This is a genomic window from Achromobacter aloeverae (assembly GCF_004121055.1).
GTDB lineage: Bacteria > Pseudomonadota > Gammaproteobacteria > Burkholderiales > Burkholderiaceae_B > Bordetella_C > Bordetella_C aloeverae.
In genome coordinates, this window is record NZ_PYAL01000001.1 from 35756 (window position 1) to 48921 (window position 13166).

The window sequence follows — 13166 nt, forward strand, 5'->3', positions numbered from 1 at the left end:
TGTGGTTTCAACGCTCATCGTCTTCTTCTCCACCGAACAGGCGTTCCTTGGAGGGCGCGATGGCGGTCATCAGGTCGCGCACCAGGGGCTTGTTCGGCAAGGGCGCGACGGCGTAGTCGTGGCCAGGTTCCAGTCGGGCCGTACAGGCGTAGACCGTCTTTCCGTCCAGGCGCATCATGCATTCCTTGCAGGCATTGGCGTTGATACAGGCATAGCGGAATGCCAAGGTGTCATCCACGTGGGTGCGCACCCAGCGCAGGCCGTCCAGCAGCGATGCGGCAGCCTCGGCGGGGACGGTGTAGGTCTGCACGGCATGAGCCTGTTGCGGGACGCCGCGTTGTACGCGCAGGGTGATGGTGGCGCCATCCCTGGCTTCGCTCGGGGCATTGTTCATGGCTACGCTCGCCGCTGTGTTTCCGGCGCCGTTCTCGGGGGCGTTCGTGTTCATGCCTGCTTCTCCACCGGCGTACGCAAGCCGGATGCGACTGGGGCGACAGGCGCTTCGGACAAGCAGTCCACGGCCTGGCGGGCAAGTGTCCAATGCCCGTCACGCCAGGCGATGGTCTGGTTCAGTGTCCAAGCCGCGTCCTGCGCGGGATGATCCTCACGCTGGTGCGCGCCGCGACTTTCCTTGCGTGCCAGGGCGGCGCGCGCCACGGACTCCGCCACCAGCAGCATATTGCGCAGGTCCAGCGCGTCGAGTCGTACCGGATCCTGCGGACCGCCTGGCGGGATGCCCGTGCCGGCGCGATCCCGCAACGCAGCGATGGCGACCAAGGCCTTCCGGATACCCCCATCGTCGCGGAAGGGGCCTACGTGTCGCTGCATGACGGCCTGCAGTTCTTCGATGAGGGTGGCATAGTTAGGCCGCGCCGCCGCGTCGACCGGGCGGCTGGATCGTTCGATGACCGGCGCCGCGGCCGCGCGCAGCGCTTCGTCGGACGGTAGCGGCCCATGCGCGGCCGCGCTTCCGGCCGCCGAACGTCCCGCGCGCAGGCCGAAGGCCACGGCCTCGGTGATGGCATTGCCCGATAAGCGGTTCGCCCCATTGGCACCGCCCACGGCCTCGCCGGCGGCATAAAGCCCTGGCACATCCGTGGCGAGGTCCGTGTTCACCAGTATGCCGCCCATGTGGTAATGAGCGATCGGCGCTACCTCTATCATCCGCTGTCCAAGATCGATGCCGGCCGCGGCCAGGCGTCCGATGATCGGACCGAAGGCCGCGCGCAGCGCCGTCTCGGGCACATGGCGGAAGCTCAGGTAGGCGCCGCCGGCAGGCGAGCCCCGGCCCGCCTCGACCTCCTTGATGATGGCGTAAGTGGCCGCATCGCGTGTCGTCGTGTATTTGCCGTCTTCGCTGGCGTTGCCGTAGCGCTCGACGAATTCCACGCCGTCGCGATTGAGCAGCTTGCCGCCCAGCTTGTAGCGAAATGGGTCCCACATGATGGGATCGAAGCCGACCAGGCGGGGCGCCAGATGGCCGATCGGGAAAAACTGCACGAACTCCATGTCCTGCAGGCGGGCGCCGGCGCGCAGCGCTAGGGCGAAACCATCGCCGCCCATATTGAGCGATGCGCTGTTGCGCTTGTAAAGCCGCGTCAGGCCGCCGGTGGCGATGACGGTGGCGCCGGCACGGATCAACAAGAAATCGCCGCTATCCAGGTGCAAGGCGAGGGCGCCCACCACGCGTCCCGCGTCCAGCAACAGATCGACCACGACGAGTTCGCCCACGCGCTGCACGCCGGCCGTACGCGCCACCTGGGCGCGCAACGTCTTGGCCACCGCGGGCCCCGTGTTCAGGTAATCGACGTAGACGCAGCGCGGCCGGTCGTGACCCGGCGCGTGTGCCTGCGTCAGGTGCCCATCGGCGCGGGCCCAGCCCACGCCCCAGCTGTCCAGCAGGCGGATGGCCTGCACGCCTTCCTCGCAAAGGATGCGCGCGAGCGGTTCGCTGCACAGGCCGCGACCTGCAGCCAGGGTGTCTTGGTAGTGATGGGTCCAATGGTCTTCAGTCTGTTCGCCCAGGGCGGCCGCGACCGTCATCTGCGCCATGATGGTGGCGCCACCGCGGCCGATCAGGCTGCGATCGGCCAGCAATACGCGGGCGCCGGTTTCCGCGGCGGCGATGGCCGCGCTCATGCCGGCGCCGCCCGCGCCGATGACCAGTACGTCCGTATCGACAATGGGGAGTAGGGGAGTCGGTGCGTTCATCATTCCGTCCATGTTTCAGGCCGCGCCAAGATAGGCTTTTTGTACCGCGGAATCCTTTGCCAGGTCGGCGGCGTTGCCCTGCAAAACGACATGGCCGTGTTGCAGTACGTAGGCGCGATCGGCCAGCTCCAGGGCAATACGTGCGTTCTGTTCGACCAGCAGGATGGTCTGCCCCGCCGCTTTCCAACGAAACAGCACCTCGTAGACGGCATCGACGAAGCGGGGCGACAAGCCCATCGACGGCTCGTCGATGCAGACCAGCTTGCCGCGCCGCAGCCAGGCCCGGCCCAAGGCCAGCATCTGCTGTTCGCCACCGGACAAGGTACCGGCAAGCTGCTTGCGGCGCTCGGCCAGGCGGGGAAAGGTCCCGAAGACTTCGCCCAGGTCCTGAGCGATTTCCGCCTTGTGCTTGCGACGCGGATAAGCGCCCAGCAGCAGGTTTTCCTCGACCGACATATCGGGAAAGACGCGGCGGCCCTCGGGCACGCTGGCCACGCCCAGGTCGATCACGTCGGCCGGCGCGCTGCCCTGGATGTCGCGGTGCTCCAGCACGATGCGGCCTTGCGTGGGGGTCACCAGGCCCAGCACGGATTTCAGCGTGGTCGATTTACCCGAGGCGTTGCCGCCCAGGACGGACACGACCTCGCCCGCGTTGACATGCAGACTGACTCCATGGAGCGCCTGTACCGAGCCGTAATGCACGTCGATCGCGTCGATCGACAGAAGGGCGGGCTTGGAGGTATTCATGAGGGAGACGAAGACGGTTCACAAGGCACGCGCCGCGCAAGCGAGGCGCCACGGAAGAGGGGCAGGGCACGGACGAGATGGCATGCAGATCAGCCAAGGTGGGCATCGGATTGGGCTGGGCGGGTCCGCGTGCGTCCAAGATAAGCCTCCACCACTTCGGGATGATCCAGCGCCTCGGCCGGCGTGCCTGTCGCCAGGACACGACCCTGGTTGAGGACCACCACGCGGTCGGCGATGCGCCGCACCAGCGACAGCTTGTGCTCGATGACCAGCAGGCCCAGCGTGGGCTGCTCCGCCCGCAGGGCAAGCAACAGGTCGGTCAGCTCGGCCGTTTCACTGGGGTTCATGCCGGCCGCCGGCTCGTCGAGCAGAACGAAGCGTGGTTCGGCCGCCAGGACTCGCGCGATTTCCAGCCGGCGCCGGTTGGCGTAGGACAGGCTGAACGCCGGCTGGTCGCGGCGCGGCCAGAGCCGGTCGCCGAAACGCCTGAGCGCCATTTCGGCGCGTGCGTCCGCTTGCGCGCGGCGCCGGCGCCAGCCAGGCAGGCCCAGCAGTTCGCCCGCGATTTCGGACAGCGGATTGGCGAGCCGGCCATGGCGAGGGCCCGGGTCCGCATGCGTTTCGGCGCGATGACGCAGCAGCCCCGCCTGCGTGCCCAGGCGCACGCTGTCCCAGACCGTCAAGGCGGGAAACACCCGCGAAGTCTGGAAGCTACGCCCCATACCCAGCCGGGCGATACTTTCCGGCCGGCGTCCATCGAGGCGTACGTCACCAAGCAGGATACGTCCCGCGGTGGGTGTCTCGACGCCGCTCAGGAGCTGGATCAAGGTGGACTTGCCCGCGCCGTTGGGACCGACCAGCGCAACAGTCTCGCCAGGCAAGAGGTCGAAACTCACATCGTCGACGGCCTTCACGCCGCTGAAGTGTCGGCTTAGCCCCTGGACGTGCAGGCCTGGCCGCGCGATGGCCGGCGTATGAAAGGAATGGACCATATTCAGCGGGCTCCAAGCAAGCCGTTGGGACGCAGGCGCAGCATGAGCAGCAGCGCCACACCGTAGGCGATCATGCGCCATTCCGCGAAGGGCCGCAGCAGCTCCGGCAGCAAGGTCAGGGCGAAGCCCGCGAGCGCGGCACCGGTAACATTGCCCAGCCCCCCAAGGACGGCCAGGGTCAGCAGCAGAATGGATGCGCTGACCGTGAAGCTTTCCGGGCTGACTACGCTTTGAACGTAGGCGAACAAGGCGCCCGCGGTGCCGGCGAGCAATCCCGACAAGGCGAAACCCAGCAGGATGTAGCGCCGTACCGGCAGGCCGGCGGCATGCGCCGCCAGGCGGTCTTCGCGGATACCCCGCCAGACTCGGCCGATACCCGAATTCAGCAGCCGTTGTGCCAGTGCCAGTCCGACGGCGACGACCAGCGCGATGAAGCAGAATTTCCCCGGCAGGCTGGCAAGCGTGTAGCCACCGAACAGGCCCAGCCTGGGCGCCGGGATGCCGATGAAGCCCATGGGACCACGCGTGACATCCAGCCACGTCATGAACACCAGATAGCCGATCTGGCCCACCGCCAGGGTGCCCAGTGCGGCCGTGTGGCCGCTCAGTTTCAGCAAAGGCAGGGCGGCCACCATGGCCACGATGGCGGTGACGGCGGCCGCGCCCGGCAAGGCAGCGTCGGCTGGCCAGCCATGGTTGCGCGCCAGGATGCCGACGGCGTACGCTCCCACGCCATAGAACGCCATGTGGCCGATCGACAGGATGCCAAGCGAGCCCGAGACCAGCGTGACGCTGGCGACGAGCAAGGCGAAGATGATCGCGTAGGCCACCGCCTGCAGCACATAGGCGTTCTGCGTGGCGAGGGGCAGCAGGGCGAGGGCCAGTCCCGTGACCAGGAAACCCCAGGGTGGCAGTTCGAGGACGCGTGTGGCCTTGCGTTGGCTCGACGATGACGACAGCAGGCTCGTACTCGGCATCGCGCCGCCCGCGCCGCCGACGCCGCCCAGCGCGTCCAGTCGGCGGTCGCCCAGCAAGCCTTGCGGGCGGAACACCAGGAAAACCAGGACCAGGGTGTACGCCACCAGGTCGCGGTACCCTTCGCCGACATAGGCGCTGGCAAAGGTTTCCACGATGCCCAGGAGCAAACCGCCCAGCACCGCGCCCGGCGTGCTGGCCAGGCCGCCCAGCAATGCCGCCGCGAAACCCTTCAGGCCATATGGCAAGCCCATCTGCGGGAACACGCTTTTGAAGTACAAGGCCACCAGAATTCCGCTCAATGCGCCCAGTGCGCCGGCCAGGCCAAACGCCAGGCGTTTGACCTGGCTGGTTCGCACGCCCAGCTGCGCAGCGGCGTCACGATCCTGGGCCGTTGCACGTAGTGTGCGGCCCATCCAGGAGCGGGACAGGAACAGCGTAAGCGCGAGGGTCGCAGCGGCGCCGAAGCCGAAGATCAGCAGGTCGGTGCTGGTGATATAGGCCGCGCCGAAGAAGTAGGTCTTCTCCTCGAACGGCGCGGGAAAAACCTGTCCTTCGGGCGACCAGATAATCTCCGCGAGCTGGTCGACGATCAGGCTGATGGCCAGCGTGGACAGCACCGGCGCGATGTAAGGGGCGTTTTCCAGGGGCCGCAAGGCCAGCCGTTCGAGGAGTATGCCCAGCAAGGACACGATGGCCACTGACAAGACGGCGGCCGTCGCCAAGGGCAGGTGCAGCGTCGTGGCGCCGGTGTATGCGATGAACGCCCCCAGCATGAACAACGCGCCCTGCGCGAAGTTGATCAGGTTGGAGACGCCGAAGACCAGTGAAAAGCCCAGGGCGATCAGTGCATAGACCTGACCGATGGCCAGGCCGTTGATGATCTGGCTGGCGAAGAGTTCGAGCATTATTGCGGCAGCAGCTGGAACGCGCCGTCGCGCACCACGAGGAAGGTGGGCGCCTTCTTGACGTTGCCGTTCTCGAACTTGGACACGCCCGTCACGCCTTGGTAGGCGGGGCCGTTGGCCAGCTCGTCGCGCACAGCCTGGCCTGTCAGCGGCTTGCCGGATTGCACCACGCGGCTGATGGCGGCCACGCCGACACCGGCGGCGTCATAGGCAAGCGCGGCGAACTGGTCGGGCAGCTTGTGATACTTGGCCTGGTATGCGTCGACGAACGCCTTCTTCGACGGGTCGCCCGCGAAGAAAATGCTGTGCACCACCACGCCTTCGGCCGCCTTGCCGGCCAGCTCGATGAACTTGGGCGAGGTCAGCGGAATGCCGCCTCCGGCGGGTATGTTGACGCCGGCCTGGCGCAGTTGCTGGATGAAGATCGAGGCTTCCTGGTAAGGCAGGGCGATAAAGACGCCGTCAGGATTGGCCGCCTTGATCTTGCTGATAAGGGGCCGGAAATCCTTGGACCCGGGAATCACGGCTTCCGTCAGCAACACCTTGCCGCCATCTTTCTCGATCGCCGCGGACGTCGCCTTGACGGTATACACGCCCCAGTCGTCCTGCGAATAGGGAATGACGATGCGGTTAGCCTTGAGCTTCTTGTGGATGGTGTCGGCGTTGTACTGCGCCAGCACGTCGTCGGTATTGTTCTGGCGGAACTGGAAGGGGCTCTGGCGCGTGAAGTCCGGATGCGAGGAGGTCGGGCTGATCTGCGGGATTTTCGCTTCGGCGAAGATGGGCGCGGCAGCCAGCGATGCGGTGGTGGACCACGACCCTATGGTCAGCACCACGCCGGGTGTCGCGACGATCTTGCGCGCCACGGTGGCGGCTTCCTGGGGTGAATTGCGATCGTCCTCGACGACCAGCTTGATCGGACGGCCATTGACGCCGCCGTCGGCATTGACCTTGTCCAGGTAGAGCTCGACCGCGTTCTTGAAGCTTGCGCCGTACTCGGCGAAATTGCCGGACAGGTGGGAGAAAAATCCGACATTGATGGGATCCGCGGCGTGCGCCGGCGCGGACAGGATGGTCAGCGCAGCAGCGGCGGTCAACAGGCGAGCAAAACGTACAGACATGGACGTGGTATCCGATATGGTTTTTTTGCGCGGGCCGACAGCAGCCCCGCGAGAGCTATGTACGTTATTGTTTTGTCTATAAAACCTCAACGTAATGTTATTGATATGCTTACTTCAAAGGCATATATGCGCGTCCGAGAGGAGCTTGTCCTGTCTTCCGAGGTGATGACGCGCCTGAACCGCCTCAGCCATCGGCCAGTTATGGGAACGGCTGCGGGGTCGGTTAGCGGCTCTTGCACATAATTCAATAGTTATTGTATTATTAAATAATGAACGAAGATCAAATTGTGTCTGCCCTTGGCGCTCTCGCTCACCCCCATCGGCTGCGCGTGTTTCGCACACTGGTGGTGGCGGGAGAGCAGGGGCTCAATCCGAGCGTCATCGCGGAGCAATTGGGCATTGCTCGCAGTGCCCTGTCCTTTCACCTGAAAGAACTGGCACATGCGCAATTGGTAAGCGCTGAACAGCAGGGGCGCAACCTGATCTATCGCGCCGACTACAGCAGCATGAACGAATTGCTGGGCTATCTGACGGAGCACTGTTGCGAGGGAGCGGCGTGCGAAACGCCGCGCGCCGGCGCATGCGCCAATTGCTAGGAGAAGGGCACATGAAGCGCTTTCACGTACCCCTGCACGTCGATGACCTGTGCACGCCCGTCTACGGCGCGTCTCACACCGACGCGGCGGCTGAAGCACCCTCGGCATGCTGTGATCCTGGGCGCGCGAGCGCCACCGAGGAAGCGCAGTGACGCCCATCACCATCTATCACAACCCGGACTGCGGTACGTCGCGCAACGTGCTGGCCGCGTTGCAGGCGCTGCGCCTGAATCCGATGGTTATCGAATATCTGAAAGCCCCGCCGGACGCCGGCACCCTGAAGTCGCTTATCACGGCAGCGTCGATGTCCGTGCGCGACGCGATCCGCGTCAAGGGCACGCCCTACAAGGAGTTGGGATTGGATGGCGCCGAGTGGAGTGACGATGCGCTCATCGAGCAGACGGTGCGACACCCCATTCTCATCAATCGCCCCTTGGTGGTGACAGGCAAGGGCGTGCGCCTGTGCCGTCCGTCTGACGTGGTGCTCGATCTCGTCGATACGCCGCACGGAATACGACTGGAAAAAGAGGAGGGCGTTCCATTCCTGGGCGACACGCTGATTTCCTCCGAGGCAGTGGCCGCGGGGCAGGCTACACCTGTCCAGTTTTATGCCTACCGCGCCACGGACGGGGCCGTATTGGCGCATGCGAGTGTCGCCCTTCAAGGCACGCACGCCCTCGTTCATACGCTGACGGTCGATGCCGCCCACCGAGGGCAAGGGCTGGGCCATAACGTGTTGGCCTTGCTGTTGCGCCGGGCATTCGAACAGGGCGCACGCCGGGCGTGGGTCAGCAGCGATACTGCAGGTGCGTTCTTCGGGAAATCGGGTTTCAAGACTATCGATCGCGGCCAGGCACCCTCGGCCGTCCTGGCCGCGGGCCCGCCGATGGATACCAATGCCAGCACGCCGACACTTTATACCCGCCAGATTTCGTTATGACCGACGCCGTGAACCGCATCATTCCGGATTTACCGAACCTCGACGGCACGTTGGCCGACTTGGACATGGTTTGCCGCTTCCCAGAAGCAGAGGGCCGTCCACCCAAGGTATTGTTGCTTTATGGCTCCTTGCGCGAACGCTCCTTCAGCCGCTTTGCCACGGAAGAAGCGGCGCGCTTGCTCCGCGCGTTCGGCGCTGAAACCCGGATTTTCGATCCGGCGGGGCTGCCCCTGGCGGATGGCGCACCGGAAGATCATCGAAAGGTGGCCGAGTTGCGCGAGCTGGTGCAGTGGTCGGAGGGCATGGTGTGGTGCTCGCCGGAGCGTCATGGCGCGATGACGGGCCTGATGAAAACGCAGATCGACTGGATCCCGCTGAGCATGGGCGCGGTCCGTCCGACGCAAGGTAAAACGCTGGCAGTGATGCAAGTCAGTGGTGGCTCGCAATCGTTCAATGCCGTCAACCAGATGCGCGTGCTGGGCCGCTGGATGCGGATGTTCACCATCCCGAATCAATCGTCGGTTGCCAAGGCCTGGCAGGAGTTCGATGACGAGGGCCGGATGAAACCATCGGCTTATTACGATCGTATCGTCGACGTGATGGAAGAGTTGGTGAAGTTCACCCTGCTTACGCGCGATATCGCGCCGTACCTGGTCGATCGTTACAGCGAACGTAAGGAAACCGCTGAAGCGCTGTCCAAGCGCGTGAACCAACGGTCGATCTGATGCGTCTGAACAATCGCCGCGGCATTATTCTCGCGTTGGGCACCACCCAGACGCTGGCCTGGGCGTCGAGCTATTACTTGCCTGCGATGCTCGCCGCGCCCATGGCGCGCGACCTGGGCGTTACGACGCCGACGGTGTTCGCCGCCTTCTCGGTCGCGCTCCTGGTTTCGGCGCTGGTCGGCCCGTCTGCCGGACATGCCATCGACAGGTGGGGAGGGCGGCCGGTATTGATGGTCACGAACCTCATCTTTGCCGGGGGACTGACCGGCCTGGCTGCCGCGCAAGGTCCACTGACGCTCTTTTCGGCGTGGGCATTGCTCGGCATCGGAATGGGAAGTGGCCTTTATGAAGCCGCGTTCGCTGCCCTGGTGCGGCTTTACGGGAAGAATTCCCGCAGCGCGATTTCGGGCATCACGCTGTTGGCGGGGTTTGCCAGTACCGTGGGCTGGCCCTTGTCCACGTATATGGAACTGCACTGGGGGTGGCGGGGGGCGTGCCTGACGTGGGCTGTATTGCATGTGATCCTGGCGCTACCGCTTAACGCGATGTTGCCCACGCCAGCGCAGGTGGACACGCCCAAGACCACATCCGCGGCCAGACCCGCACCAATAACGGCCAATGCATCGGCACCTGACGACGTGCCCGAGACAATCTGGCCTTCGATCCTGCTTGCGGTGGTTTTTGCCGTGACCTGGTTCTCCAGCACCGCGATGGCCGCGCATCTACCCGCGGTCTTGATGGGCGCGGGAGCGACGTTGGCGGCGGCCGTTGCGGCGGGTGCCTTGGTCGGTCCCGCCCAGGTGGCAGCACGAATCGCCGAATTCACACTGCTGCGCAGGACCCATCCTTTGCTTTCCGCCAAGCTGGCCAGCCTCGGCCACCCGGTGGGCGCCGTGGTGTTGCTCGCCCTGGGAGCGCCGGCTGCCTCGGCTTTTGTGCTGCTACATGGCGCTGGCAACGGCATCCTGACGATTGCGAAGGGTACGTTGCCATTGGCGATCTTTGGGACAGGCGGCTATGGCCTGCGGCAGGGTGTGCTGATGGTTCCGGCCAGGCTCGCGCAAGCTTCCGCACCATGGCTATTCGGGATTTGCGTCAACCGCTGGGGGGCAGGTGCGCTGTGGGTCACGGCGATCCTAGGGCTGGCCAGCTTTACGGCGCTTCAGCTATTGCGGCTTCCCGCAGGGCGCCTGAGCGGCTCCGCGAAAGTGGCGCCGCGTTGAACGTCAGCCACCAGCGCCGCGATCAATATGAGACTTTACATAATATACATTATGCGTCTTGTGCCAGCACTTCGCCTTAGTGCGTCTTAGGCAGATGAACTTTTTTGTCCCGCCCAAGGTCTCCGCCCGCGAATGGCCTTCGCCGACGACAACGCCGGCGCGGGCCGCGGACATTCCTCCTTCAGGCGGCGCCGGCTTGCAGCCACGCGGCGCTGGCCTTCATGTCCTGCACCTGTTCCAGCGCCCACAGCTGCTCGAACAAGGCATCGGCCTGCCCGGCGGGCAGCACGCGCTGGCTGCAATCGTCGAATTTCGCCTTCAGCTCCGCACGGCTCATCGGGCAACTGCCGTCGCGGGACACCATGTTGGCGATGCGTTCGGCATGGCGGCTGCCATCCTTCAGGGTGACGATGATCTCGGTTCCCCATTGCGGTCCGCCCTCGCCCATGCCGGGATGGGGAACCGCCTGGGTCAGCCCGAGCAGGCGCTGGATCTCGGGCTCCAGATAGGCATCGTTTTCGAAATCGCGCAGCCGGACATTGCCGCTGACCAGCGCTCGCGCCACTACATACTGGACGCTGAACTTGGCATCCAGGGACGATGCCGGGTAAGGCTTGTCGGTGTGCTTGAGCCGATGCCGATTCGGCATGATCTCGATGCGCGCCACGTCGGCGGCGCGCAGGTCGTGGCGTTGCGCCAGGTTCAGCGCGGCCGCGATGGAAGCGTGGGTACTGCCGCAGCAGGGAAATTGCTTGATGCCTATGGTGGGACCGGCGATTTCAAGCGGATGGCCCCAGTCCTGCAACACGGCGTCCGGGTTGAAATTCCCGGCGCCGTTGAAGACCTGGAAATAGCCTTGGTGATGTTCAAGCAGATCCGCGGCTCCTTCGTAGCCTTCGCTCGCCAGCAAGGCGGCAAACAGCCCGCTGCGCCCGCAATGGCCCACATGCAGGGGCTTGGTCATGGTGCCAAAGCTGGCCTTCAGGCCATTGGCAAGCGAGCCCGCGATCGCCAGCGCCATGGTCGTGCGCGCCACGTCCAGCTTCAGGTAGCGCGCCCCCGCGGCGGCCGCGCCGAACACGCCCAGCGTCGCCGTGGGATGCCAGCCCTTGTCGTAATGCACCGGATGGGCCGCGCGCGCCAGGCGGATCTCCGTTTCGACGCCTACCGCGTAGGCGGCCAGGAAATCGCGGCCCGTACCGCCCCGCTCCTGCCCCAGTGCCAGCAGCAAGGGCACCAGCGGAACGGAGGGATGGCCGCCGAAATCGCCCGAGATGTCGTCGTAGTCGAGCGCGTGGGACGACGTCCCGTTGACCAGCGTCGCGTCCAGTGCGCTGGTCCTGATGCCGGTTCCCAGGATCGTGCACGGGCCGGGCGCCTGCGCCACGCCAGGCACGCGCAACAGGATACGCGCGCAGGCTTCCTGCGCGCCTGCCAGCATGACACCTATGGTATCGGCGATGCAGGCCTTGGCCCGGGCCAGCGCATGGCCTTCCACGCGGTTGGCGTCGAACGCGACGATGTTGCGGGCCAGCTTGCCCAGCAAGGTGTCCCTGGCGCCGGCGGCGTCGCGATCATGGGTGGGTTCAGTCATGGATATCCTTCCAATCAGCAAGCATCAACATCGAGCATCGAGCACGGAAAGCGGCGCGGACCGGCCCGGTGCGTCCCGGCAGCGTCTCGCGCCGCCTCAATTCAAGGTGATGTGGCGCTCCTTGATGATCTGGCTCCAGGACGCGGACTCCTTGGCCATGAATTCGCCCAGCTGCTGGCGCGCCTGCGGCATTGGCGTCAGACCCTGCTGGGTCAGCTTGGCCTGCACCTCCGGCGTTTTAAGCACCTTCACGATCTCCCGGTTCAATTGATCGAGCACCGGCACGGGTGTCTTGCCTGGCGCTACGAAGGCGTACCAGTTCGTGGCGTCGAACCCGGGAAAGCCCGATTCGGCGACCGTGGGGACATCCGGCAGCAGTTCCGTGCGCGCCAGGCCGGTGGTCGCCAAAGCCACCAACTGGCCCGACTTGATATAGGGCAAGGCGGTGGACGGCGTGGCGTAATACGCCGCGACCCGGCCCGCCAGCAGGTCCACGATAGCCTGGCTGCCGCCCTTGTACGGGACGTGCACGTTATTGATGCCGGCTCGCTGGTTGAACATCTCGCCGGCCATGTGCGAAGCCGACCCTATGCCGCTGGATGCGAAATCCAGTTCCTTGCGCTTGGACAGCGCGATGTAGTCCTTGAGGGTCTTGACACCCAACTGGGAGCCCACCACCAGGACATTGGGAAAATCGACGCCCATCGTCAGCGGCTGCAGGTCTTTCAAGGGATCGTGCGCCAGCTTCATCAGGTGCGGATTGATCGTCAGCGAACCGATGGAGCCCAGGAAGATGGTGGATCCGTCCGGCGTGGCCCCCGCCACGTAATCCTGCGCGATATTGCCGCCCGCCCCCGGCCGGTTCTCCACCATGACCGATTGCCCCAGGTTCTTCGCGAGCTGGTCCGCGACCACGCGGGCGGTAAGGTCCAGCGCCCCGCCGGCCGCGAAGCCGACGAGGATGGTGATGGGCTTGTTCCTGGGTAGCTCCTGCGCCGGCGCGGGACTCGCGAAGAACGCCACGGCGGACAACGAGAGCAGTGCCGCGAAGCGCGGCATGCGGGATGCGAGAAACATGGACTGCCTCCTTTGGTTTTCGCGTATGCGATTACGTGGATCGCATCCGTCGGTGCA

Annotated in this window: 13 protein-coding genes; 5 read left to right on the forward strand and 8 right to left on the reverse strand. The window is 65.2% G+C overall.

Annotation, left to right across the window (positions count from 1 at the left end; translation table 11 throughout):
• Positions 1 to 7: 7 nt before the first annotated feature.
• The 6 genes from C7R54_RS00170 to C7R54_RS00195 form a co-directional block, all read right to left on the reverse strand.
• Complete coding sequence (locus C7R54_RS00170) at positions 8 to 448, reverse strand: 2Fe-2S iron-sulfur cluster-binding protein (RefSeq protein WP_240039327.1); 441 nt, start codon at positions 446 to 448, stop codon at positions 8 to 10.
• Positions 445 to 2211 carry an FAD-binding protein gene (locus tag C7R54_RS00175; protein WP_129149370.1) on the reverse strand — a complete coding sequence of 589 codons (1767 nt, stop codon included), beginning with the start codon at positions 2209 to 2211 and terminating at the stop codon, positions 445 to 447. The genes C7R54_RS00170 and C7R54_RS00175 overlap by 4 nt, the downstream gene beginning before the upstream one ends.
• A gap of 15 nt (positions 2212 to 2226) precedes the next feature.
• Complete coding sequence (locus C7R54_RS00180; RefSeq protein WP_129148184.1) at positions 2227 to 2958, reverse strand: ABC transporter ATP-binding protein; 732 nt, start codon at positions 2956 to 2958, stop codon at positions 2227 to 2229.
• A gap of 89 nt (positions 2959 to 3047) precedes the next feature.
• Positions 3048 to 3950, reverse strand: a complete 903-nt coding sequence (locus C7R54_RS00185) for an ABC transporter ATP-binding protein (protein ID WP_129148185.1) — start codon at positions 3948 to 3950, stop codon at positions 3048 to 3050.
• Positions 3951 to 3952: 2 nt separating this feature from the next.
• Positions 3953 to 5833, reverse strand: coding sequence for an ABC transporter permease (locus C7R54_RS00190; RefSeq protein ID WP_129148186.1), 1881 nt, complete (start codon positions 5831 to 5833; stop codon positions 3953 to 3955).
• Positions 5833 to 6954, reverse strand: coding sequence for an ABC transporter substrate-binding protein (locus tag C7R54_RS00195; RefSeq protein ID WP_129148187.1), 1122 nt, complete (start codon positions 6952 to 6954; stop codon positions 5833 to 5835). The genes C7R54_RS00190 and C7R54_RS00195 overlap by 1 nt, the downstream gene beginning before the upstream one ends.
• Before the next feature lie 269 nt (positions 6955 to 7223).
• Between C7R54_RS00195 and C7R54_RS00200 the strand changes: the two genes are divergently transcribed.
• Genes C7R54_RS00200 through C7R54_RS00215 form a run of 5 tightly spaced genes read left to right on the forward strand, consistent with a single transcriptional unit; the run spans position 7224 to position 10438 of the window.
• Entirely contained in the window at positions 7224 to 7550 is a 327-nt protein-coding gene (locus C7R54_RS00200) for an ArsR/SmtB family transcription factor (protein WP_129148188.1), read from the forward strand.
• A gap of 11 nt (positions 7551 to 7561) precedes the next feature.
• On the forward strand, positions 7562 to 7702 hold the full coding sequence (locus tag C7R54_RS28765) for a hypothetical protein (protein WP_158021111.1): 141 nt from the start codon (positions 7562 to 7564) through the stop codon (positions 7700 to 7702).
• Entirely contained in the window at positions 7699 to 8490 is a 792-nt protein-coding gene (arsC, locus tag C7R54_RS00205) for an arsenate reductase (glutaredoxin) (RefSeq protein WP_129148189.1), read from the forward strand. Before C7R54_RS28765 ends, arsC begins: the two co-directional genes overlap by 4 nt.
• Positions 8487 to 9215 carry an arsenical resistance protein ArsH gene (gene arsH, locus C7R54_RS00210; protein ID WP_129148190.1) on the forward strand — a complete coding sequence of 243 codons (729 nt, stop codon included), beginning with the start codon at positions 8487 to 8489 and terminating at the stop codon, positions 9213 to 9215. The genes arsC and arsH overlap by 4 nt, the downstream gene beginning before the upstream one ends.
• A complete protein-coding gene (locus C7R54_RS00215; protein ID WP_129148191.1) occupies positions 9215 to 10438 on the forward strand; it encodes an MFS transporter in 1224 nt (407 codons plus the stop codon). Before arsH ends, C7R54_RS00215 begins: the two co-directional genes overlap by 1 nt.
• A 181-nt stretch (positions 10439 to 10619) precedes the next feature.
• Here C7R54_RS00215 and C7R54_RS00220 read toward each other — a convergent pair whose 3' ends face one another.
• Together C7R54_RS00220 and C7R54_RS00225 are read right to left on the reverse strand one after the other, a co-directional pair.
• Positions 10620 to 12032 (reverse strand): MmgE/PrpD family protein, encoded by a 1413-nt coding sequence (locus C7R54_RS00220; RefSeq protein WP_129148192.1) that lies wholly within the window; start codon positions 12030 to 12032, stop codon positions 10620 to 10622.
• A gap of 96 nt (positions 12033 to 12128) precedes the next feature.
• Positions 12129 to 13109 (reverse strand): Bug family tripartite tricarboxylate transporter substrate binding protein, encoded by a 981-nt coding sequence (locus C7R54_RS00225; RefSeq protein WP_377814923.1) that lies wholly within the window; start codon positions 13107 to 13109, stop codon positions 12129 to 12131.
• Positions 13110 to 13166 lie beyond the last annotated feature (57 nt).

Excerpts from the sequence above, each read along its gene's own strand:
- C7R54_RS00170 (WP_240039327.1), bottom strand. The coding sequence starts at position 448 with ATGAACACGAACGCCCCCGAGAACGGCGCCGGAAACACAGCGGCGAGC.
- C7R54_RS00175 (WP_129149370.1), bottom strand. The coding sequence starts at position 2,211 with ATGAACGCACCGACTCCCCTACTCCCCATTGTCGATACGGACGTACTG.
- C7R54_RS00180 (WP_129148184.1), bottom strand. The coding sequence starts at position 2,958 with ATGAATACCTCCAAGCCCGCCCTTCTGTCGATCGACGCGATCGACGTG.
- C7R54_RS00185 (WP_129148185.1), bottom strand. The coding sequence starts at position 3,950 with ATGGTCCATTCCTTTCATACGCCGGCCATCGCGCGGCCAGGCCTGCAC.
- C7R54_RS00190 (WP_129148186.1), bottom strand. The coding sequence starts at position 5,833 with ATGCTCGAACTCTTCGCCAGCCAGATCATCAACGGCCTGGCCATCGGT.
- C7R54_RS00195 (WP_129148187.1), bottom strand. The coding sequence starts at position 6,954 with ATGTCTGTACGTTTTGCTCGCCTGTTGACCGCCGCTGCTGCGCTGACC.
- C7R54_RS00200 (WP_129148188.1), top strand. The coding sequence starts at position 7,224 with ATGAACGAAGATCAAATTGTGTCTGCCCTTGGCGCTCTCGCTCACCCC.
- C7R54_RS28765 (WP_158021111.1), top strand. The coding sequence starts at position 7,562 with ATGAAGCGCTTTCACGTACCCCTGCACGTCGATGACCTGTGCACGCCC.
- arsH (WP_129148190.1), top strand. The coding sequence starts at position 8,487 with ATGACCGACGCCGTGAACCGCATCATTCCGGATTTACCGAACCTCGAC.
- C7R54_RS00215 (WP_129148191.1), top strand. The coding sequence starts at position 9,215 with ATGCGTCTGAACAATCGCCGCGGCATTATTCTCGCGTTGGGCACCACC.
- C7R54_RS00220 (WP_129148192.1), bottom strand. The coding sequence starts at position 12,032 with ATGACTGAACCCACCCATGATCGCGACGCCGCCGGCGCCAGGGACACC.
- C7R54_RS00225 (WP_377814923.1), bottom strand. The coding sequence starts at position 13,109 with ATGTTTCTCGCATCCCGCATGCCGCGCTTCGCGGCACTGCTCTCGTTG.